This window comes from Psychroflexus sp. S27 (assembly GCF_002810405.1).
Lineage (GTDB): Bacteria > Bacteroidota > Bacteroidia > Flavobacteriales > Flavobacteriaceae > Psychroflexus > Psychroflexus halocasei_A.
On the sequence record NZ_NEXQ01000025.1, the window covers coordinates 148,802 to 170,113 of the forward strand.

The 21,312-nt window shown below is 31.8% G+C and carries 21 protein-coding genes; 18 read left to right on the forward strand and 3 right to left on the reverse strand.

The features are described 5' to 3' along the window. Positions 1-24: 24 nt before the first annotated feature. Positions 25-759: a hypothetical protein gene (locus CAP47_RS10955; protein ID WP_100776659.1), complete on the forward strand. Its 735-nt coding sequence runs from the start codon at positions 25-27 to the stop codon at positions 757-759. 172 nt (positions 760-931) lie between these two features. On the opposite strand, the gene CAP47_RS12545 is transcribed toward CAP47_RS10955, so the two are convergent. Then, positions 932-1,057, reverse strand: coding sequence for a hypothetical protein (locus CAP47_RS12545; RefSeq protein ID WP_262502136.1), 126 nt, complete (start codon positions 1,055-1,057; stop codon positions 932-934). Positions 1,058-1,095: 38 nt separating this feature from the next. On the opposite strand from CAP47_RS12545, the gene CAP47_RS10965 reads away from it, so the two are divergent. The 8 genes from CAP47_RS10965 (at position 1,096) to CAP47_RS11000 (ending at position 10,155) form a co-directional block, all read left to right on the forward strand. After that, a complete protein-coding gene (locus CAP47_RS10965) occupies positions 1,096-1,659 on the forward strand; it encodes an L-threonylcarbamoyladenylate synthase (protein ID WP_100776661.1) in 564 nt (187 codons plus the stop codon). A gap of 2 nt (positions 1,660-1,661) precedes the next feature. Then, the gene (locus CAP47_RS10970) at positions 1,662-3,089 is read left to right on the forward strand and encodes a CCA tRNA nucleotidyltransferase (protein WP_100776662.1); all 1,428 of its coding nucleotides are present in this window, start codon (positions 1,662-1,664) and stop codon (positions 3,087-3,089) included. Between the two features lie 89 nt (positions 3,090-3,178). Further along, positions 3,179-4,201: a COX15/CtaA family protein gene (locus CAP47_RS10975; protein ID WP_100776663.1), complete on the forward strand. Its 1,023-nt coding sequence runs from the start codon at positions 3,179-3,181 to the stop codon at positions 4,199-4,201. A 207-nt stretch (positions 4,202-4,408) separates the two neighbouring features. Continuing rightward, positions 4,409-4,930, forward strand: a complete 522-nt coding sequence (locus CAP47_RS10980) for an IS1096 element passenger TnpR family protein (protein WP_100776664.1) — start codon at positions 4,409-4,411, stop codon at positions 4,928-4,930. A 110-nt stretch (positions 4,931-5,040) separates the two neighbouring features. Then, a complete protein-coding gene (locus CAP47_RS10985; RefSeq protein WP_100776665.1) occupies positions 5,041-6,099 on the forward strand; it encodes a nucleoid-associated protein in 1,059 nt (352 codons plus the stop codon). A 151-nt stretch (positions 6,100-6,250) separates the two neighbouring features. Then, a complete protein-coding gene (locus CAP47_RS10990) occupies positions 6,251-6,499 on the forward strand; it encodes a hypothetical protein (protein ID WP_100776716.1) in 249 nt (82 codons plus the stop codon). A 28-nt stretch (positions 6,500-6,527) separates the two neighbouring features. Continuing rightward, on the forward strand, positions 6,528-8,006 hold the full coding sequence (locus tag CAP47_RS10995; protein ID WP_100776666.1) for a carboxypeptidase-like regulatory domain-containing protein: 1,479 nt from the start codon (positions 6,528-6,530) through the stop codon (positions 8,004-8,006). A gap of 112 nt (positions 8,007-8,118) precedes the next feature. Further along, complete coding sequence (locus CAP47_RS11000) at positions 8,119-10,155, forward strand: M3 family metallopeptidase (RefSeq protein ID WP_100776667.1); 2,037 nt, start codon at positions 8,119-8,121, stop codon at positions 10,153-10,155. 58 nt (positions 10,156-10,213) lie between these two features. Here the strand turns inward: CAP47_RS11000 and msrA are convergent, their stop codons facing one another. Continuing rightward, entirely contained in the window at positions 10,214-10,741 is a 528-nt protein-coding gene (gene msrA / locus CAP47_RS11005) for a peptide-methionine (S)-S-oxide reductase MsrA (protein WP_093239512.1), read from the reverse strand. Between the two features lie 139 nt (positions 10,742-10,880). On the opposite strand from msrA, the gene CAP47_RS11010 reads away from it, so the two are divergent. From CAP47_RS11010 to CAP47_RS11050, 9 genes are all read left to right on the forward strand, one after another. Continuing rightward, on the forward strand, positions 10,881-11,546 hold the full coding sequence (locus CAP47_RS11010) for an ABC transporter ATP-binding protein (protein ID WP_093239515.1): 666 nt from the start codon (positions 10,881-10,883) through the stop codon (positions 11,544-11,546). A gap of 3 nt (positions 11,547-11,549) precedes the next feature. After that, a complete protein-coding gene (locus tag CAP47_RS11015) occupies positions 11,550-12,314 on the forward strand; it encodes a TIGR02757 family protein (protein WP_100776668.1) in 765 nt (254 codons plus the stop codon). A 111-nt stretch (positions 12,315-12,425) separates the two neighbouring features. Further along, positions 12,426-13,385 carry a DNA topoisomerase IB gene (locus CAP47_RS11020; RefSeq protein WP_238141043.1) on the forward strand — a complete coding sequence of 320 codons (960 nt, stop codon included), beginning with the start codon at positions 12,426-12,428 and terminating at the stop codon, positions 13,383-13,385. Positions 13,386-13,626: 241 nt separating this feature from the next. Next, a complete protein-coding gene (locus CAP47_RS11025) occupies positions 13,627-14,793 on the forward strand; it encodes a porin (protein WP_100776669.1) in 1,167 nt (388 codons plus the stop codon). 89 nt (positions 14,794-14,882) lie between these two features. After that, positions 14,883-16,094 carry a sensor histidine kinase gene (locus CAP47_RS11030; RefSeq protein ID WP_100776670.1) on the forward strand — a complete coding sequence of 404 codons (1,212 nt, stop codon included), beginning with the start codon at positions 14,883-14,885 and terminating at the stop codon, positions 16,092-16,094. Between the two features lie 33 nt (positions 16,095-16,127). After that, entirely contained in the window at positions 16,128-18,041 is a 1,914-nt protein-coding gene (locus CAP47_RS11035) for a BatA domain-containing protein (RefSeq protein WP_100776671.1), read from the forward strand. A gap of 6 nt (positions 18,042-18,047) precedes the next feature. Further along, a complete protein-coding gene (locus CAP47_RS11040; protein ID WP_100776672.1) occupies positions 18,048-19,295 on the forward strand; it encodes a dihydroorotase in 1,248 nt (415 codons plus the stop codon). Beyond that, positions 19,285-19,620: a hypothetical protein gene (locus CAP47_RS11045; RefSeq protein WP_100776673.1), complete on the forward strand. Its 336-nt coding sequence runs from the start codon at positions 19,285-19,287 to the stop codon at positions 19,618-19,620. The genes CAP47_RS11040 and CAP47_RS11045 overlap by 11 nt, the downstream gene beginning before the upstream one ends. A 6-nt stretch (positions 19,621-19,626) precedes the next feature. Continuing rightward, the gene (locus CAP47_RS11050) at positions 19,627-20,286 is read left to right on the forward strand and encodes an alpha/beta hydrolase (protein ID WP_100776674.1); all 660 of its coding nucleotides are present in this window, start codon (positions 19,627-19,629) and stop codon (positions 20,284-20,286) included. 163 nt (positions 20,287-20,449) lie between these two features. Here CAP47_RS11050 and CAP47_RS11055 read toward each other — a convergent pair whose 3' ends face one another. Then, positions 20,450-21,211 carry an MBL fold metallo-hydrolase gene (locus CAP47_RS11055; RefSeq protein WP_100776675.1) on the reverse strand — a complete coding sequence of 254 codons (762 nt, stop codon included), beginning with the start codon at positions 21,209-21,211 and terminating at the stop codon, positions 20,450-20,452. Between the last annotated feature and the right edge of the window lie 101 nt (positions 21,212-21,312).

Here is a 21,312-nt window from a genome sequence, read left to right on the forward strand (position 1 = left end):
CTTTGATGACTAACTATATAAAATATGCTAAATTACCATTTGACAATAAGCTCTAAAAAAAGAAAAAATAACATTATTAATGAGATTCTAAATCAACCTATTAATAATAATGGAGTAGTTAATATTCATCGATTGAACCCTAATAACATTGGAGATTATTATTGTGCACCTCACCAATTTTTTAAAAAATTAGAACATAAAGCTCTAGACATTTCAGATTTAAGATCAAGAAAAAAAAGTGTTACAGATAATTTCAAAAATGAAATATTACAGAAAAGTTTAATAATAGGTGGTGGCGGACTATTTAACATCAAACATTTTAACTTACAAATGGAAATGTTTGAATCTTTAAGCAAAAAGGGGAAAAAGATTGTCATATGGGGAGCTGGTCATAACGAAATTGATTATCAAAAATATTTAAAAACCAATCAATACTGGATTGATACAAGTAATTTCGGCCTAACAGGAACTAGAGACTATGCAAATAATCAAAAAGATTTTTGGATACCTTGTGTGAGTTGTTTAGATTCTTCTTTCGATAAAGAGTATACCATAAAACACGATATTGGTCTACTTTTTAATCATAAGTCAATAAAAGATAATGACTTGAAAAATAAATTTAAACACTTTCCTATTTCATCTAACACAACAGATATGAACGAAATGATTGAGTTTATTGGGTCTTCTGACACTTTGGTTACAAACGTATTGGGCTATTCTAATGAAAAGAAAGGTTATTGCAATACCTACTACATCTAAATTTTTTGATTTCAAATATAAAATTCCGATTTCAACATTTGACGATTTTAAAAGTGAAATTAGTAATACAAAAGTTTTTGATAATGTGCTTGAAGAATGTAGAGAATTAAACATTAAATTTTCAAAAAAAGCTTTTGAATATCTTGAAATCTAAAAAAATATCATATTGTTCTTAAATTGTAAGCACACCAAAAACATAATTTTCTAGATCATTTTTGTTTAAATTTGTCACCAAATTAAAGAGTTGTTGCTCGTTGCCTCCCCATATTTTTGCACCAGTAACGTGTAAAACCTTCATTTAATTTTTTTTGTAAATTTTAGCATTTTATCCACTTTATGCAAGCAGAATTAAAAAAATCAGTACAAATTCTTGAAGATGGTAAACTCCTCCTCTATCCATCGGATACGGTCTGGGGAATCGGTTGTGATGCAACAAACCCTGATGCCGTCCAGAAGGTATATAATCTTAAACAAAGAGACGATTCCAAAGCCTTGATCTGTTTGGTCTCCAGCATAGAGATGCTAAAAGATTATGTTGAAAATGTACCAGCTGAGGCTATTGAAATCATTTTAAAAAACACAAAAAAGCCAACAACAATTATTTATTACGCCAATGAAAAATTGGCGCAAAATCTTTTAGCTGAAGACAATTCGGTAGCTGTTCGTGTCAGTCAATCAGAGTTTTGTCAACGCCTCATTAATAATTTTGGTAAACCTATCATTTCAACCTCAGCAAACATCAGTGGCGTTTCAACACCTCAAAATTATAATGAAATACAGCCTGAAATTTTAAAAGGCGTTGACTATGTTGTAAATTTGCAAAAATCTAAAAAAAATGCGCAGCCTTCTCAAATTTTAAAGATTGATAAGTCTGGACAAATTCACGTGATTCGACCATAAATATGTCTGATAATAACTATTCCAACGCTCTTGAACATGAGATTTTTAACTACATCACAAAAGCTGCTGACCACCTAAAAGTTGATACTTATGTGATTGGCGGTTTTGTAAGAGATTTTTTCCTGAAACGTCAAAACAAAATGGACATTGATATTGTCTGTGTTGGCGATGGCATTGCATTAGCAAAAGAAGTCGCAAGTTTATTGCCTAATAAACCTAAAGTACAAGTTTTTAAAACTTTCGGAACGGCAATGTTAAAAGCTTTTGACCTGGAAATTGAGTTTGTCGGTGCGCGAAAAGAATCCTATTCTGAAGATAGCAGAAAGCCCAGTGTTGAAAAAGGAAGTTTAAGTGATGACCAAAATCGTCGTGACTTCACAATTAATGCTTTGGCACTTCAGCTCAATTCAGAAAAATTTGGAGAATTACTCGATCCTTTTGATGGTTTAGAGCATCTCAAACAACAACTCATCATCACGCCGTTAGATCCCGATGAAACCTATTCTGACGATCCTTTGCGTATGTTGAGAGCAATTCGTTTTTCAGCGCAACTTAACTTTTTTATCGATCCAAAATCTTTAGAGTCTATTGAGAAGAATGCTGAGCGTTTAAAGATTATTTCTAACGAACGCATCGTTACTGAAATCAATAAAATACTATTGACAGAAAAACCTTCAACAGGTTTTAAACTGCTTCATAAAACAAAACTATTGCCACTCATTCTGCCTGAATTAACAGCTCTTGAAGGTATTGATGAAAAAGATGGTCAAAAACATAAAGACAACTTTTGGCACACCTTAGAAGTTGTCGATAATATTTCTCAAGAAACAAACAACCTTTGGTTACGCTGGGCTGCTTTACTTCATGATATTGGCAAAGCGCCGACAAAACGTTTTAGTAAACGTGTGGGTTGGACTTTCCACGGACATGAATTTGTTGGTTCAAAAATGGTTTATAAATTATTCAAACGTCTTAAAATGCCGTTGAATGATAAAATGAAACTTGTTCAAAAACTTGTTTTATTAAGCTCAAGACCTATTGCCATTGTTGACGATAACGTGACTGATTCTGCTGTAAGACGCTTAATATTAGACGCTGGAGATTATTTTGAAGATTTAATGATGCTTTGCGAAGCAGATATCACAACCAAAAACCCGAAGCGTTATAAAAAATATCATAATAACTTCAAGATTGTAAGACAACGCGTGAGGGATGTTGAAGAACGCGACCACATTCGTAATTTTCAACCACCAATTTCTGGGCAAGAAATCATGACTATTTTTGATATTAAACCTTGTCGTGAAGTTGGTATCATCAAGGATACAATTAAAGAAGCTATTTTAGAAGGCGACATCCCAAATGAATATGATGCTGCTTATCAATTTATGCTAAATAAGGCTCAAGAACTAGGACTCAAACAGAAAGCATAAATTTCTTAAAAATAAGTGAAACAAATTAAAGATTGAGATACATTAATTTGCTTAAGTGTAACTTTGTGTGATCTTAATAAAATCGGTCAATGGCAACAAAAAGAAAAGACAACAAAACGGTTATCGCTTGGTTAATTACTGGCTGCGTTTTATTGTTTATTATGGTTTTAGTGGGTGGTATTACCCGACTCACAGACTCTGGTTTATCAATGTCTAATTACAAATTAATTTCAGGCACAATACCGCCAATATCTGATGCTGAATGGCAGGACGCCTTTGAACATTATAAACAGTTTCCTGAATACAATGCTTACAACACACATTTTGAGTTAGAAGATTTTAAAGCAATTTATTTCTGGGAATGGTTCCACAGAGTTTTAGGACGCTTAATCGGTTTGGTTTTTATCATTCCTTTCCTCTACTTTTTATTGACAAAACAATTAACAAAGTCAACGATTAAAAAATCTATCGGACTTCTCATGCTCGGAGGATTTCAAGGTTTTTTAGGTTGGTTTATGGTTAAAAGTGGTTTAGTCGATCAACCTGATGTCAGTCATTTTAGATTAGCAGCTCACTTAACAACAGCTTTTATAACTTTTGCTTTAACGCTTTGGGTGGCTTTAGATCTGGTTTATCCTCATCGAAAACCAGCAATCAAACCGATGAAGAATTGGATTATTGCAGGAATTTCCATCTTATTAATTCAAATAATTTATGGCGGTTTTGTCGCTGGCTTAAAAGCTGGACTTTTACACAACCATTGGCCAATGATGAATGAAGGTATGTTTATGCACGATACCGTTTATTTACTAGAACCATTTTATAGAAATTTGATTGAAAACCCTAGCGGCATTCAGTTTATCCACAGAACATTGGCTTATATCGTCGTGCTATTTGTCTTTATCATTTGGTTTAAATCTAGACAATTCAGAATAAATTCAACTCAAAAATTCAGCGTGAATATTCTTGTCATTTTAGTGTTTATGCAATTTGCACTTGGTGTTTATACAATTCTATATAAAGTTCCGCTTTCACTAGGATTAGCGCATCAAATAGGTGCTTTTTTCTTAATTTCAGCAATGGTTTTTTCGTTGCATAGATTTAGTAAGTAAACAGAAAAAGTAGCATTGATATATAAAATGTCAGTTCAAAAATTAATCATAAAATTAAATGCAACTTTTCTATTCTAGATTTTATTAAGAACTTTGCAACTCAAATTTTAAAACTGAGAAGTTCAACTTTAAACTTTCTTCGTTATTTAAATTTTATTACTTATCACTGCTTAAAAAGCAAAAAGTATCATCAATAAAAAGAGCTTCATGATTTTTAAATTTAGAATAATACTTGACACTTTAGACGACGTTTTTAGAGATATTGAAATCAGAAAAACCGATACGCTTGAAGATTTACACAATGCTATTGTTCAAGCTTTTGGATTTGACGGAACCGAAATGGCTTCATTTTACAAAAGTGATGAAGAATGGAATCAAGGCGAAGAAATTGTTTTACACGATATGAGCGGTGGCGAAGAATCAGTGTTGATGATGAACGAAACACCAATTGAAGATGCTTTTTCTGAAGATAACACGAAAATGATTTTTGTTTACGACTTCTTCAGCATGTGGACGTTTTATGTTGAATTAGCTGACATTGCTGAACCAATTGATGGCCAAGATTATCCTAACCTTATGTTTGCCCAAGGTCATTTACCAGAAAATCCACCTGAAAAAAGTTTTGAAGCAGAGAAGCTTGATGAAGACAATGATTTTGACGACAATGAAAGTTTTAATGATAGCTTTGAGAGTCTAGATGATTTTGATTTCGATCAAAACTGGAATTAATCAACATTATTTTTTTACTGATATCATCAGTCCTAACAATTGTTATTTTTGGAGTTTAATCAAGATGAAAATCTGTTTTAAATTTCGATATTTAACCAAAAAATCCTTCTATGTTAAATTTATATAGTGCACGAATTGAAAGCATGTCAATACATCGTGTTGGTAATAAAAGCCGCAACGAAAGTTTATTTCTTTCAGAAGAACCTTTCGAACTTTCTGATGAATTAACACCTTTAATCAAAGAGTATTTCCTTAAATCTTTCAGAGATAAAGAAGAAAACTACTATCAGTTCGTTCATGAAACAGATTTAGAGTTTCATAATCTCTACAATTTGGCAAATGAGATTTTTAATAATCCATCAAAAACGCATGAGATTTCCAAAAAGATCACAACTTACCTTTTTGAACAATCGATGCATCAACATATTAAAGGAGGAGAAGTTTATGTGGTTTATTTTGAAAATGTTTTAGTTGATAACGAAAAAGTGAATGCCATTGGCATTTTTAAATCGGAATTAAAACACGATTTCTTACAATTTGAAGAAAACCAAAACAACCTCGATTTAATTTTGCAACAAGGGGTTTACCTTAATAAACTTGACAAAGGCGCGTTGATTTTAGAAACCGAAAAAGAGCAAGGCTACAAAGTTCTTTCTGTTGACTCTAATAAATACGATACTAAATATTGGCTAGAACAGTTTTTAGGCGTTGACTTTTTTGAGGATGAAAATTTCTACACCAAAAAATATCTGAAATTTTGTGAGAACTTCGCCAAAGATGTGGTTTTACCAGCTGAAGATAAACAACAAGAGGTGATGTTTATGAATAAAGCCATGAATCACTTTGCTTCTAACGATAACTTTAACGAGCAAGAATTTTTAAAAGATGTGATTGAAAATCCAGACTTAGAACCTGAGTTTCAAAATTATAAAACTGAGCAAGCCCCTAAATACAAAATTGAAGATCTGGCTGAATTTCCAATCTCAAATACGGCTGTGACGGCTGCTCGTAAAAAAATAAAAAGCGTGATAAATTTAGATACAAATGTTCAAATTAAAATGGACTTTGTCAATGGTAATAGCGCTGATAAATATATTGAAAAAGGTTGGGACGAAGACAGACAGATGTATTACTACCTCGTTTATTTCAATAAAGAAGAAAAGAAATAGGAATCAACTTCTAATAGATTCTAAAAATTTAAAAAGCATCAAATCATTAAGGTTTGATGCTTTTTTGGTTAAACAAATAATAACATATAAAATAAATTTCACTCTTAAAGTTAAAAAAACTAAGTTTGTTTAACTCAGTAAATGATTTATGATGACAAAAGCAAAATTCTACTTTTTTCTCTTTTTTATATTTTCTATTCAAGCCTTCAGTCAGGAAACTGAAACAACACCAATCATCCACACTGTCATTTCAAGTGGTGTTGGCTTAGGAACTGTACTTGCCATTGTAACATCATGGGAAAGAAATAAATCAGTTTTACTGGCTTTTCTGCACGGAATTTTCAGTTGGCTTTATGTGATCTATTTTGTAATCACAAGAAAAAAAAGCGAGCGTAAATAATAGGTTTTTTAGCCTTTAAAATATCAATATGAAAATAAAATACTTATTCGTTTTTGTCGTCGTTTTTCTATTTTTCAAAACGAATGCACAAAATTTACGCGGAACTATTCTGGATAAATCAACTCAAGAAACTATTCCATTTGCGACAATTCAGTATGGCAAAAATAATGGTGTTATCAGTAATATTGAAGGCAAATTTAGCGTTGACACCACCAGAACTCGCAACATAGATAGTTTAAAAATATCTAGCATGGGTTTTGAAACTTTCAGTTTGGCTTTAGTAGGTTTTAGAGATAACGATAGTATTTACTTGACACCAGCCATCAATGAATTGTCAGAGGTTTTTTTGAGAGATGAAAATTTAACTGCTAGAGAATTAATTGATCTTTTTATTAAAAATAAAGACAGTAATTACGTGACTGATGCGAACCAGCTTCAAGTTTTTCAAAGAACAGAATACAAAACAAAATTTAAAGATTACGGCTTTGAACTTACAAAAGCCAATTACATCAAAAAATCGACACGAAAAGAAATTAACAGAGATTTAGAGGAAACCTCAAAGACAGTTATCGGCTCAAACACGACATATTTCAGGGAAAGATTAGTTGATGTCTATCTCAACGAGAAAGATTCTTTAAAGATTATTCCACAAAAAGCTATTAAAATTGTTTCGTCGGATGCTGACCAAGACATTGAAGAAATTCAAACCAAAGCTTTTAAAAAAATATTTGAAAAATTAGAAAATTCCAATAGTTTTAAAGTGAGAACTTTTATCATCACAGTTGAAGATTCCTTGGATTTATCAAAAATCAATAAACAACTGGAAAAAAGAGTTGATAGCACGAAAACGAAAAATATCAGAAATTCCTATAAAAGTTTTTTACCTCAACTAAATTTCAAAACAGGATTGTTTGAACCACTATCTGAAGTTGATGATTACAGTTTTGAAATTGAAGATGTCACAAGTTTTAATGGAGAAATGGTCTATATCATCAATTTTGAACCAGACAGAAACCGAGCAAAATACAGAGGAAAACTTTACATCACAGCAGAAAATTATAGCATTGTCAAATTTGAGAGACAGCTTATTGAAGGCAAAAGTGAACAAAAATTAAATCTTAAGTTTCTATTCGGTGTAAAATTCGATAGCTATAGAAATGATTTAGAAATGATGTATTTCAAAAATGCTGAAGGCAAATATTATCCAAAATATATCAAACAGACCGATGGACAGTATTTCTATGTCGATAGAAAGTTTATTTTTAAAGAAAATGAGGACAACCGTCGAGAAAGAATGAAATTTAAATTAAACATTTTAGCTGAAGTCAATAACTTTACCTCTGATGAATTTTTTATTATTTCAGAAAATAAAATAAACAAAAATCAATTTGATGAGATTAAAGAAAACGAAGGCATCATCATCAAAGAGTTTGATCGCTATCCTTCTTCTTTCTGGAAAAACTATAATGTTATTGAAGCCACAGATAAATTAAAAAACTATGAGTAAGTTTAAATAATTCCCTGATAAAATGATCACTAACTCTAAGTTTTGAGTTAAAATTAAGAACTCTACTCTACTCTGATTTGTATCTTTACAAGTTCTAAAAAAAGAACGAAATATGAGTCAGGACAATCCATTATTACAACATTTTGAATACCCTCCTTTTTCAAAAATAAAAAACGAACACTTTAAACCTGCCATTGAGCAAGCGCTTAAAGATGCAAGAAAAGATATCACTACCATCGCTGAACAAAGCGCTGAACCTACTTTTAAAAATACACTTGAAGCGCTTGAATTTGCTGGCGATCAGTTAGGCAAAGTCACACGTATTTTCTTTAATTTAAATTCAGCTGAAACGAATCCTGAGATTCAAAAAACAGCGCAGGAAGTTTCTCCTTTACTGAGTGAGTTTTCAAATGATTTGCTTTTAAACGAAAAATTATTCGCGCGAATCAAATCTATTTACAATCAAAAGAGCGAACTTGATTTAAACGACGAACAAGAAAGATTATTAGATAAAGTTTATAAAAACTTCACTCGCAACGGTGCAAATTTAGAAAAAGAAAAACAGGCACAGCTTCGTGATATTGATAAACAATTGTCTCAACTTTCATTACAATTTGGAGAAAATGTTTTAGCAGAAACCAATGCTTTTGAACTTCATATTGAAGATGAAAAAGAGCTTGATGGTGTTCCAGAATCAGTAAAAGATTCAGCACAAGCACTTGCAAAAGAAAAAGAAGTTTCGGGTTATATCTTAACACTTGATTTCCCAACTTACCTGCCTGTGATGAAGTTTGCAAAAAACAGAAGTCTCAGAGAAAAAATGCTCAAAGGTATTGGTGCTAAAGCCTTCAAAGACAATGAATACAACAATACTGAAAATGTTTTAAAAATCGTCAAACTCAGGTATGAACGCGCGCAATTATTAGGTTTTGAAACACATGCCGATTTTGTTCTTCAAGAACGCATGGCAAAAACTCCTGAAAATGTGATGTCGTTTTTAAATGAAATCTTGACAAAAGCAAAACCAGCTGCGATTAAAGAATTTGATGAATTAAAATCTTTCGCAGAAAAAACTGATCAAATAACAGATTTTCAAAAATGGGATCAAGCTTATTATTCTGAAAAACTCAAGCAAGAAAAATTCGACTTAAATGAAGATGAACTCAAAGAGTATTTTGAATTAAATAATGTGATTGACGGACTTTTTAAAGTTGCGCACAAACTTTACCAAGTCAATTTTAAAAAAAATAAAACCATTGATGTTTATCATGAAGATGTTCTTGTTTTTGATGTGACTGATGATAATGGAAAATTTTTAGCCACTTTTTATGCTGACTTCCATCCACGTGCTGGAAAACGTGATGGCGCATGGATGACTACCTACAAAGATCAATATGTCAAAGATGGAAAAGAAGAACGCCCACAAGTATCCATTGTTTGTAATTTCACAAAACCATCAGCAAAGCAACCGTCATTGTTGACTTTCATGGAAGTCACAACATTGTTTCACGAGTTTGGTCACGCTTTACACGCGATGCTTGCTAACACTGTTTACCCTTCATTATCTGGTGCATCGGTTTATTGGGATTTTGTAGAACTTCCTAGCCAATTAATGGAAAATTGGTGTTACGAACACGAAGCACTTGAATTGTTTGCAAAGCATTACAAAACTGAAGAAGTTATCCCGCAGGAATTGATTGAAAAAATCAGAAAATCTTCAAACTTTATGGAAGGCTTGCAAACCATCAGACAGGTAAGTTTTGGGCAATTAGATATGTCTTGGCATAACCTTAATCCAAGCAAAATCACTGATGTGAAAGCTCATGAAAATAAAGCATTCAAAGAAACTTCTCTCCTACCCGATATTCCGACAAACTGTATGAGCACAGCTTTTGGACATATTTTTCAAGGTGGTTATTCTGCAGGTTATTATTCTTATAAATGGGCTGAAGTTTTGGATGCAGATGCATTCGAATTGTTTAAAGAAAAAGGAATTTTTGATTCAGAAACAGCTCAGAAATTTAAAGAAAATGTCTTACAGCAAGGCGGCACAAAAGATCCGATGGAACTGTACAAAAACTTTAGAGGACAAGAACCAAACCCTGATGCTTTATTGAGGCGTGCTGGTTTACTTGAAAATAAGAAATAGATAATTTTTAATAATTAAAGCTGCTTTAGAAGTATATTTACATTCTAAAGCAGCTTTTTTATTCTGATAATAAATGCTGAAAACTTTCTCTTAGTTTTTTCAACTTAGGCTCAATGATCAATTGGCAATATCTGAATTCAGTATTATTTTGATAAAAGTTTTGATGTTCAAATTCAGCAACATAAAATTCTTTAGCAGCTGAAAGTTTTGTCACTATTTTTCCATCAAAAACATTCTCATTTAATTTTTTAATCACAGCTTCAGCAATTTCTTTCTGTTGTGCATCATGGTAAAATATTTCGCTGCGATATTGCTCACCTACATCATAACCCTGACGATTTAGAGTTGTTGGATCGTGAGTTGTAAAAAAAACATGCAAAAGCGTTTCGTAATCAATTTTTGTATCATCATAATCAAGTTGAATCGCCTCAGCGTGACCAGTTCTTCCCATCACGACTTCTCGATAAGGCGGATTTTTAATTTGACCACCTGTAAAACCAGATTCAATATTTTCGACAAATTTAAGGTGTTGGAAAACAGCTTCAGTACACCAAAAACAGCCATTAGCAAAAGTTGCTTTTTTCATAATAATAAAATTAGATTTCAAAGTTCTTACAAAATTAATGAGCAAAGACCAGGCTCTTTAGGAATTAACGATAAATTAGTAGCCGATAAAGGAGGCTTTTAAAAATATTATTAAGAATTTTGAAGAAGAAATTAATCTCATGATAAAGGCGAAAAATATCTTTAAGCATTACAAAGATCTCAGGGTTTTAAATGGTGTAAATATTGATGTGAAGAAAAGTGAAGTCATATCAATTGTTGGTGCTTCAGGTGCAGGAAAAACGACTCTGCTTCAAATTTTGGGAAGCCTTGAAAAAGCTGATCAAAAAGATGAAACATCAATCATTGTTAATGGTACAGATTTAACGCAACTTAAAGAAAAAAAACTCGCCAAATTCAGAAATGAAAACATCGGATTTATTTTTCAGTTTCATCAGCTTTTACCAGAATTTTCAGCGCTAGAAAACGTTTGCATTCCTGCATTTATTAAAAAAACTCCTACAGCTAAAGCTGAAAAAAGAGCTTTGGAGCTCTTGAAATTTTTAGGCCTTGAAGATCGCGCTCAACATAAACCAAATGAATTAAGCGGTGGTGAACAACAACGTGTGGCTGTTGCTAGAGCTTTGATTAATGAACCTGCTGTGATTTTTGCTGATGAACCTTCAGGAAATTTAGACTCAAAATCTGCTGAAAATTTGCATCAACTTTTCTTCGATTTAAGAGATCAATTTGGGCAAACTTTTGTAATTGTCACGCACAATGAAGAGTTAGCAGATTTAGCCGATAGAAAATTGACGATGCAGGATGGACAAATTGTAGAAGATTGAAATATGACATCAAAAGAACTTCAATCTTTCCTTGATGAAAAAGTTGAACTTTACAATAGACCGAAGTTTATCACCACTGATCCTATTAATATACCACATCAATTTCAGAAAAAAGAAGATATTGAAATTGCAGGTTTTTTGATTGCAACAATTGCTTGGGGCAACAGAAAATCAATTTTAAAAAATGGGCAAAAACTGCTTCAAATTCTGGATTATGAGCCACATGATTTTATTTTAAATCACACAAAAAATGATCTCAAAGCTTGTGATGGATTCGTCCATAGAACATTTAATGCCGAAGATTTAAAATATTTTTTAACAGCATTAAAATCACTCTATCAAAAACATAAGTCACTTGAAAATGTATTTGCACAACATCTTCCACAGAAAAATTTACAAGAAAGCATTCATCATTTTAAAAAAGAATTCTTCAGTTTACCACATCAAAAAAGAACTGAAAAACATGTGAGCGATCCCTTAAAAAAATCAGCTGCGAAACGCATTAATATGTATTTAAGGTGGATGGTAAGGCAAGATTCAAAAGGTGTTGATTTTGGTTTATGGACAAAGATAAGTCCGAGTCAACTCTCCTGCCCTTTGGATGTTCATTCAGGTCGCGTTGCCAGAAAACTGGGCTTATTAAATCGTAAACAAAACGATGCGAAAGCAGTTTTGGAACTCGACAACAATTTAAAAAAATTAGACCCTAAAGATCCTGTTAAGTATGATTTTGCTCTTTTTGGGTTAGGTGTTTTCGAAGCTTTTTAAAATTGATAATTCTCAATATATAGAGTTGAACAATTCTTAAAGTTCGAAAAATAAGTTTATCGTATCGTAAATTTCGTTTTACTTTATAGATTCATCAATTATTTAAATAAATTGAGATTATCTAACCAACAACTAAAGGAAATCTTACAAAAGCCAGAAGAGTTTATTGATATGGCAAACCTTGTTTATATCAACGATGAAGATTTATGCATCACAAGACATAAACACGGGCGTGGTTTTTATTACAAAGATAAATCTGGACAAAAAATAACTCAAGCTGATGAGAAAAAACGCATTAAAGCTTTAGTCATTCCTCCCAATTGGAAAGATGTTAGAATCACAAGTATCATAAATGGTCACTTACAAGCTGTTGGTAGAGATGATAAAAAAAGAAAGGTTTATCTCTATCATCAATCTTGGACAGAGTTTAAAAATCAAACCAAGTTTTATAAAATGCTCGCTTTCGGAAATCAATTGACGAAAATAAGAAAACAAGTAGAGAAAGATTTGAGTTTAAAAGGTATGCCAAAGCAAAAAGTGACTGCTTTAGTGATACGTTTAATGGAAGAAACACACATCAGGATTGGGAATCATTATTATGCGCAAAAAAATAAAACTTACGGTTTATCGACATTGCGTTCAAAACACGTTAACATCAGTAAAGATTTATTGGCTTTGGATTTCATCGGTAAAAAAGGCAAAGAACACCATATAGAAATTACAGATAAAAATTTGATTGAACTGGTTCAAAATTGTGAAGAAATCCCAGGCTGGGAATTATTCAAATATTATGATGAAACTGGTGATAAACAAATTATTGACAGCGGTTTAGTTAATGAATATATACAGAATAGTTGTGGCGAATTTTTCTCAGCAAAAGACTTTAGAACTTGGGCAGCGACTAAAATTTATTTTGAAACACTTAAGGATTTTGATATGACTGAAGATGAAAAAGAGCAACAAAAAAATATTATTTCAGCTTTAGACGAAGCTGCAGAGGCCTTAGGCAATACAAGAGCTGTTTGTAAAAGTTATTACTTGCATCCCAGTGGTTACGGAGAAATATCTTGATGGGAGTATTAAAACTTATTTTGATCAAGTTGATAAACGAGACGAAAACCAAAACTCAAGTTTATCAAATACTGAAATAATATTAATTGAACTCATAAAAGATTTCGAACTTGATTTGTCTCATTAATATTTTCACTGTTTAAGCTTCTTTAATTTATCTATTTCCCTTAAGTTTAATAAATTATAATAATTAAATTTAATCATTTTCAAAAATGAAATTATAGTTTCAAATTAAACCCTCATGAATTTTACTTTAAAAGTTTTATCATTCTGTGCTGCCTTATTCATAATTGCGTTTAATTCATATTCTCAGTCTCAAGACTCAACATCAAGACCTCTGATATCATTAGATAAAATTAAATTTTTAGAAAATATCGATATGACTTTTGATATGCGAATGGGAATGCAGGCCTATACTTTTAGAGGTGGTGATAAATATTACAACGGAGTACAATTTAAAAATGAACATACCGCACTTGGTATTTCTGCTAAAGTTCATGAAAAAGTTGATTTACATTTCAGAAATCGTTTTAATAAAGGAAGTGATGTTCAAACGCTTGATCAATTGGGCAGTAACATCGAGTTGGCTTATATCAATGTCAAAGCTAGCGATCAATTGAATATTTTACTTGGTAAAATGACTACCTTTTATGGTGGTTACGAGTATCAATATAGCGCCATGAATATTCTGGAATATAATGATATTTACAGTAGAGCTTTGGCTTATGTGACTGGAGCTGGGATAAGATTTCAAGCTTTTGAAAATCAGAATTTTGGCTTGCAAATCTTAAATTCTCGAACAATGCATTATGACGATTTGTATGGCGATATTGCTGCTAACAACATAGAGGAACCTGACTGGCCTGTTGCTGTTGTTGGGAACTGGAATGGTCGTTTCTTTGATGGTAAGTTACAAACAAACTACAGTGCCAGTTATTCAAATCAAGTCAAAAGCAGAGGAACATATTTCTTTACAGTTGGCCACAAATATCAAAGCAAAAAATTCTCAATCATGTATGATTTTGAGTACAGCTATGAACAAATCGATACAAAAGGAATCATGACAGATATTATTCAAAACGATAATGTTGCTGAAGACGTCAGATATATTGAAAACTGGATGCGAGCAGAATATCAATTTAATGATAAGTTTAAAGGCTTGTTGACCTTAATGACAAGTAGTGCATACGGAAATTTTGAAAATGAGAAAGATCATACAAGAACAAGTTATGGTGTTATCCCAACGCTGTATTTCAGTCCATTTAAAGACATTGATATTAGGTTTTACATCGCTTATATCGGTTGTTATTATGATTACACTGACTATGCAAAAGAAACTTTTAATGTATCAAATTACAATAAAAATGAAGCCAGAATAGGCTTTATAGCACCTTTTAAAATTCTGTAAACATCTTAATTTTCAGCTTTATTTTAAAGCAATATGAAGTTGAATCAATGATGAGAATTTTTCGTAAATTGCGCATATATTTTTAAACTATGCAGTCATCTCCCCTAACCTTAAAAGAGCAAAAGCGAATAGAAGCTCTCAAATCATTGAATATACTTGATTCAGAAAACGAGCGAGAGTATGATGATATTACAGATTTAGCTGCTGCAATTTGTGACACACCAATTGCAATTGTGTCTTTAGTTGACAGACATAGGCAATGGTTTAAAGCTAAAATAGGTATTGACATTTGTGAAGTAGACCGTGAGCACTCCTTCTGTACACATGCTATTGAGAATCCATACGAAATTATGGAAGTTAATGATGCAAGATTAGATCCTCGTTTTAAAGATAATCCATACACTTTTGGTGACGATGCAATTATCTTTTATGCTGGCGCTCCGCTCATTGATTCCGATGGTAATGCCCTAGGTACACTTTGTGTTATTGATCACAAACCTCGCAAACTGACTGACATCCAACTTTCTAGTCTAGATAAACTTGCGAAACAAGTTGTTAAACTATTTAAGCTTCATGCATACAACTCTCATCTTAAGGATAAAGAAATTGAGCTTAAGGACACCAACACAAAATTAAAAAATTTCGCAGGTGTTGTTTCACATGATATGAAAATGCCTTTAGCTAACATGATCGTTACTTTTGACATCTTAAAAGCGAAATATGCTAAGAGTTTAGATGAAGGTGGTTTGGAGTATTTGGCAAACCTTAAGCAATCCGCTTTTAAAATGAGTGATTACATCACTAACATTCTTGCTCACTACGAGAGCGACAATATCACGGGTTCACCAGAGTCTAACGAAATTTTCGACATAAATGAACTCCTTGAAAGCATTGAAGAAATGCTTGATATTAACGATAACTGTGAGATTGAATTTCCTGAACAAAATAGAGAAATCAACACAAATAAAATTGCTTTAGAGCAAATTTTCCTCAATCTTATAGGCAATAGCATTAAGTATAACGATAAAGATGTTATAAAAGTTAAAATAGACTTTGAAGAGGATGATTACAATTACTACTTTGGTATACGTGATAATGGCATTGGTATTCCCGAGGAAGAAAAAAAGCGTGTTTTTGAATTATTCTCAACTGTTGCTTCAAAAGATAGAAATGGTAATGTTGGCAACGGTATCGGTCTATCAACCGTTAGAAAACTCATTTTTAATCTGGGAGGAAAAATTGATATCAAATCAAAAGTAGGTATTGGAACAACAATCAAGTTTTCAATTGAAAAAAGGTAATTAAACAGATCACGAAATAAAAAGTGTTAACTCATGGTTTTTAAAAATCCTGATATTCTTTATGCACTCTTTGCACTTCTGATCCCAATACTCATACATTTATTTCAATTTAGACGCTACAAAACAGTTTGGTTTTCAAATGTTCATGCGCTGAAAGATTTAAAAAAACAATCAAGAAAAAGTAGAGAACTCAAAAAGCTATTAATACTCTTAACACGACTCCTAGCTTTAGCTGCTTTAATTTTAGCTTTTGCAGAGCCTGAAATTCCTGCTCAAAAAGAAGAAAAAGAAAATCAATTAGCCTTGTATCTGGATAATTCACTGAGTATGCAAATTGAGCATCAAAACTTGAATTTATTATCGATAGCTAAACAAGATTTACTCGCAAACATCCCGGCTAATAAAACATTCACGCTATACACAAACGACAAAACTTATAGAGATTTAAAAACTGAAGAATTAGACGATATTCTAAGTAAAATCAAACCTACTGAAGTAAGCCTTTCTCCTAAAAACTTATATTTAAAGCTCAAGACTGAAGCCGATAAAAGCAATCAGAAAATAAGTTTTATTTATATTTCGGACTTTTTGAATATTGAGAATACTGAAGATTTAAAATCACCAACCAAGACTATATCAACTAATTATTACCAGCCAGAATTTAATGATGTTCAAAATATAAGTATTGAAAATGCACAACTAAAAACCGATAATACACTTGAAGTAACTTTAAGTTCAAACCTCAAGAATTCTCAAGCCAGTTTATCCCTCGCAAATAAAAATCAACTTATTGGTAAACTTGATGTACAGTTTAAAAATGAAACTGAGAAAAAATTAATTTTTAAAGTTAATCCTAAAGATTTAAAAAATGCTGAACTTCACTTAAATCAAGACCAAGTGGCTTATGATAACACTTTTTACTTGCATCAAAGTCAGAAAGCTCTAAAAAGAATTTTATCTATAGGGGAACAGAAACCTGAGTTTATTAAAAGAATTTTTAATGATCAATCTAAATATGAACTCAACATAAAAAACCAAACAAAAGTTGAACTCATTGACATACAAAGCGCTGATTTGATTATTCTAAATGCTTTACCTGAGATTTCAACTAGCTTGAAAGCGAGCCTAGAGCAAGCCTTGAAAAATCAGCAGAGTATTATCATCATTCCAAATCATTCTAAAGCTTCGCAACAAGAATATTTAAGACTGAATTTTGATGGAACTCAAATTTTTGAAACTCATCTAAATCAAGAACAAAAAATAACTAAAATTCATTTTGAACATCCACTTTATAAAGATGTTTTTACAGATCAAATTCTAAATTTTGATTTTCCAAATACCAAGCAATCTTATAAAGTTGCTTCGAACTTTCAACCGATTTTGAGTTACGCTAACCGAAGTGCATTTCTAGCACATCGAAATCATTTATTTGTTTTTGCTGCTGATTTTAATAAGGAAAACAGCAACTTTAAACAATCACCCTTAATTGTCCCAAGCTTTGTAAAAATCAGTGAATATAAAAATAAAACGCAAGATTTATTTTACATCAGTGGTGATAAAAATGAAGTTAAATTTGACGTTCAAATTCCTAAAGATCAAATTCTAAAACTCGTAAAAGAAGATCAAGAATTTATCCCTGAACAAAGAAATTTTGGACAAAATATCACATTAAACTTAGCGAGTTTAAAGCTTGAAGCTGGTCATTATGCTTTAATGAATGATAAAGATACTGTTGCTCAAATGAGTTTTAATACCACCCGAGAGGAAAGTCATTTTGAAAAAGATAACCATGAAATCATTTCAAAAAATTTAACGCAAAACTCTTTACAAGAAATTTTCACAAATTACAATGCGGAGTATAATGCTATCGCTCTTTGGAAATGGATGCTTATTTTTGCAATTATCTGTTTCTTAGCAGAAATACTTTTAATTCGGTTTTTAAAATAAAATCACATGAAGCAGCTTTTAAAATCAGCTTATATTTGGAATCAGACTTCGAAAGAATTTTCAAAAGAACCACAAGATATTTTAATTGAAAATGGTTTTATAAAAGCCATCAAAAAAGAAATTTCTGATGTTGAAGCTAAAGAAATCAACTATCCAAATCTACACGTCTCTCCTGCTTGGTTTGATCCATTTGTCAGTTTTGGAGAACCAGGTTTTGAAGAAAGGGAAACACTTTCAAACGGAAGCTTAACTGCTCTTAAAAATGGGTTTTCCGGCATAGGTTTATGCCCAAATACAAATCCCATTTTAAGTCATAAATCTGATATTGATTTTATTAAACGTTTTGAAACTGATCTCGAGATTTCGCCAATTGGCGCGTTGACCAAAAATTTTGAAGGAAATGAATTGACAGATCTTTTTGATATGTCTCGAGCTGGCGCTGTTGCTTTTTATGATTTTAAAAAATCTGTGCCTAATGCGAATGTTTTAAAAGTCGCATTACAATATGTCAAAGCTTTTGAAGGCCTAATTATCAACTTTCCTGAAGACAAAAGCTTAACCGGAAAAGCGCAAGTTCATGAAGATGAAGTGACCATTCATTTAGGGATGAAAAGCACAAGTGCAATTAGTGAAACAATTCAAATAGAAAGAGATTTAAAACTTCTTGAATACACAAATTCAAAATTGCACATTCCTTATATTTCAACTGCTGATTCTGTTGAGATTATCAAAAAAGCAAAAGAAAAAAATCCAAATCTGACGTGTAGCACTAGTATTAATAATTTGTTTTTTGATACCACACGATTAACAGGTTTTGATCAAAAATATAAAGTTAAACCACCTTTAAGAAACGCCAAAGATCGTAAGATTTTGATCCAAGCTGTAAAAGAAGGTGTTATCGATTATGTTACTTCAGATCATCAACCCATCAACATCGAACTCAAAGATCTTGAGTTTGAAAATGCAGCTTATGATTCAATCGGTTTAGAAAGCTTTTACCCAGCTCTAAACACTTTGTTTGGAAAAGGAAAAGCCGTTGATATTTTAATCAAAAACTGGCAAATTTTTGGGAAATCGATTTCAGAAATTAAGCCTGGAGAAAAAGCTGAATTCAGTCTTTTTAATCCTGAGCATGAACAAAAATTCACAAAAGAAAATATTTATTCTAAAAGCAAAAACTCAATCTTCTTGAATGAAAATTTAAAAGGTAAAGTTTACGGCTTACAGATAAAAAATACACATTATGGAAATTAAAAAAGAAGGTGAAGGCAAAGGCAAAGGCAAAGCCTTGATTGCACATCTTACAATTATTGGATGTTTAATTGCTTTATTTATGAATAAAGAAAAACAAAATGAATTTGCTTCTTTTTACATCAGACAAACTTTGGGTATTCATTTATATTGGTTAATTTTCACAGTTTTGGTCACAGGCTTTGATTCTTGGTTGGCCTCTATGGGTTTTTACTTATCCTATGTTATTCTGTGGTTTTATAGTTTTATAAATGCTATACAATACAAAAAACAAGAAATTCCAGTCATTGGTCTTTATTTTCAAAAATGGTTTAAACAACTAGCATAAATTTTTATGACAACAAAACAACTTTCTTTAGAACATTTAATCAAACCTTCTAATAAAGAAGGTAAAGCGCCGCTGATTTTATTATTGCATGGTTATGGCAGTGATCAGCATGATTTATTCAGCTTTGCTTCTGAGCTTCCTGATGAATATATTGTTGTTTCTGCTAAAGCACCTCATCAACTTCAACCTTATGGTAACGCTTGGTATGCTATCAATTTTGATGCACAACAAGGAAAATTTAGTGACATCGAACAAGCAGTTGAGTCAAGAGAAATGATCGTAAAGTTTATAGAAGAACTCAAAGAAAACTATCCGATTGATGGTAATCAAATCACGTTATTTGGGTTTAGCCAAGGAACAATTTTGAGTTTTGCAACTGCTTTCTCAAAACCTGAATTAATTAAAAATGTCATTGGCTTAAGCGGTTATATCGATCAAAATATGTTTGACACATCAAGTTTAAAAAAGGATGATTTAAAGCATTTATCAATTTACAATTCACATGGCACACAAGACCAAGTGATCCCTGTTGAATGGGCTAGAAAAAACAAAGATTTCTTTGAGAAATACGGACTTGATTACACTTACGAAGAATATCCTGTCGGTCACGGTGTGAATCCTCAGAATTTTCAAAGTTTAAAAAATTGGCTTTTAAAAAACGCTTAGAAACATTAGTTTTTATTGACTTTTGTTTCTAATTTTTCAATTTTATTCTGTAGTGAATCAATTTCTGAAGCTTGTTTTTCGACAAGATTTTGATAATTGAAATACATAAAAAGAGCTATTATAAATGTAAAGACGAAAAGATATAGATATATGTTTTTTTTCATTAAATCTGAATTTGTAAATTATCATAAGCCAAATGGACGTTATCAGGCAGTTCAGCCTCAACATCATCATGAAAACCTAAAAGATGTGAAATATGCGTGAGGTAAGCTTTTTCTGGTTTTAGAATAGAAATTATTTCTAAAGCTTCCTCTAAATTAAAATGAGAATGATGTGGTTTGAGACGTAAAGCATTTAGTACTAAAACTTTCAAGCCTTTTAGTTTTTCCATTTCAGAATCTGGAATTGTTTTAGCGTCTGTTACGTATGCAAAATCATTCATACGGTAACCAAAAACAGGGAGTTTATTGTGATATACACGAATTGGCTTAACCTGCATATTTTTCAGTTTAAAACTTTCAATATCTACGAGATTAACATCAAGTGTTGGAGCGCCAGGATATTTATTTTCTTCTTGAAAAACGTATTCAAAGCGTTTTTTTAGTTCACCAATCACCCGATCTTCAGCGTAAACAGAAATGTCACTTTGCCTAAAATAAAAAGGGCGAATATCATCGAGACCAATTACATGGTCATTATGCTCATGTGTAAAAAGAATACCGTCGATGCGGTCAACATCATGACGCAACATTTGCTGCCTAAAATCAGGACCACAATCAACAATATAACGGTAATCATCCCACTCAATCATCACAGAAACACGCAGACGTTTATCTTTCGAATTTTGGCTTAAACACACAGGATGTTTACTACCAATAATAGGAATGCCTTGCGATGTTCCCGTTCCCAAAAAGGTTATTTTCATAAAAAATATCTTTCTCACAAAATTAGCTAATATTTTTTGTTTGAGTTGCTAATTGGCTATTTTTGTCTTTGTTTTATTATACACACAACCAGCTATTCTAA

Coding starts and splice junctions, on each gene's coding strand:
- CAP47_RS10955 (WP_100776659.1), top strand. CDS start 25: ATGCTAAATTACCATTTGACAATAAGCTCTAAAAAAAGAAAAAATAAC.
- CAP47_RS12545 (WP_262502136.1), bottom strand. CDS start 1,057: ATGAAGGTTTTACACGTTACTGGTGCAAAAATATGGGGAGGCAACGAG.
- CAP47_RS10965 (WP_100776661.1), top strand. CDS start 1,096: ATGCAAGCAGAATTAAAAAAATCAGTACAAATTCTTGAAGATGGTAAA.
- CAP47_RS10970 (WP_100776662.1), top strand. CDS start 1,662: ATGTCTGATAATAACTATTCCAACGCTCTTGAACATGAGATTTTTAAC.
- CAP47_RS10975 (WP_100776663.1), top strand. CDS start 3,179: ATGGCAACAAAAAGAAAAGACAACAAAACGGTTATCGCTTGGTTAATT.
- CAP47_RS10980 (WP_100776664.1), top strand. CDS start 4,409: ATGATTTTTAAATTTAGAATAATACTTGACACTTTAGACGACGTTTTT.
- CAP47_RS10985 (WP_100776665.1), top strand. CDS start 5,041: ATGTTAAATTTATATAGTGCACGAATTGAAAGCATGTCAATACATCGT.
- CAP47_RS10990 (WP_100776716.1), top strand. CDS start 6,251: ATGACAAAAGCAAAATTCTACTTTTTTCTCTTTTTTATATTTTCTATT.
- CAP47_RS10995 (WP_100776666.1), top strand. CDS start 6,528: ATGAAAATAAAATACTTATTCGTTTTTGTCGTCGTTTTTCTATTTTTC.
- CAP47_RS11000 (WP_100776667.1), top strand. CDS start 8,119: ATGAGTCAGGACAATCCATTATTACAACATTTTGAATACCCTCCTTTT.
- msrA (WP_093239512.1), bottom strand. CDS start 10,741: ATGAAAAAAGCAACTTTTGCTAATGGCTGTTTTTGGTGTACTGAAGCT.
- CAP47_RS11010 (WP_093239515.1), top strand. CDS start 10,881: ATGATAAAGGCGAAAAATATCTTTAAGCATTACAAAGATCTCAGGGTT.
- CAP47_RS11015 (WP_100776668.1), top strand. CDS start 11,550: ATGACATCAAAAGAACTTCAATCTTTCCTTGATGAAAAAGTTGAACTT.
- CAP47_RS11025 (WP_100776669.1), top strand. CDS start 13,627: ATGAATTTTACTTTAAAAGTTTTATCATTCTGTGCTGCCTTATTCATA.
- CAP47_RS11030 (WP_100776670.1), top strand. CDS start 14,883: ATGCAGTCATCTCCCCTAACCTTAAAAGAGCAAAAGCGAATAGAAGCT.
- CAP47_RS11035 (WP_100776671.1), top strand. CDS start 16,128: ATGGTTTTTAAAAATCCTGATATTCTTTATGCACTCTTTGCACTTCTG.
- CAP47_RS11040 (WP_100776672.1), top strand. CDS start 18,048: ATGAAGCAGCTTTTAAAATCAGCTTATATTTGGAATCAGACTTCGAAA.
- CAP47_RS11045 (WP_100776673.1), top strand. CDS start 19,285: ATGGAAATTAAAAAAGAAGGTGAAGGCAAAGGCAAAGGCAAAGCCTTG.
- CAP47_RS11050 (WP_100776674.1), top strand. CDS start 19,627: ATGACAACAAAACAACTTTCTTTAGAACATTTAATCAAACCTTCTAAT.
- CAP47_RS11055 (WP_100776675.1), bottom strand. CDS start 21,211: ATGAAAATAACCTTTTTGGGAACGGGAACATCGCAAGGCATTCCTATT.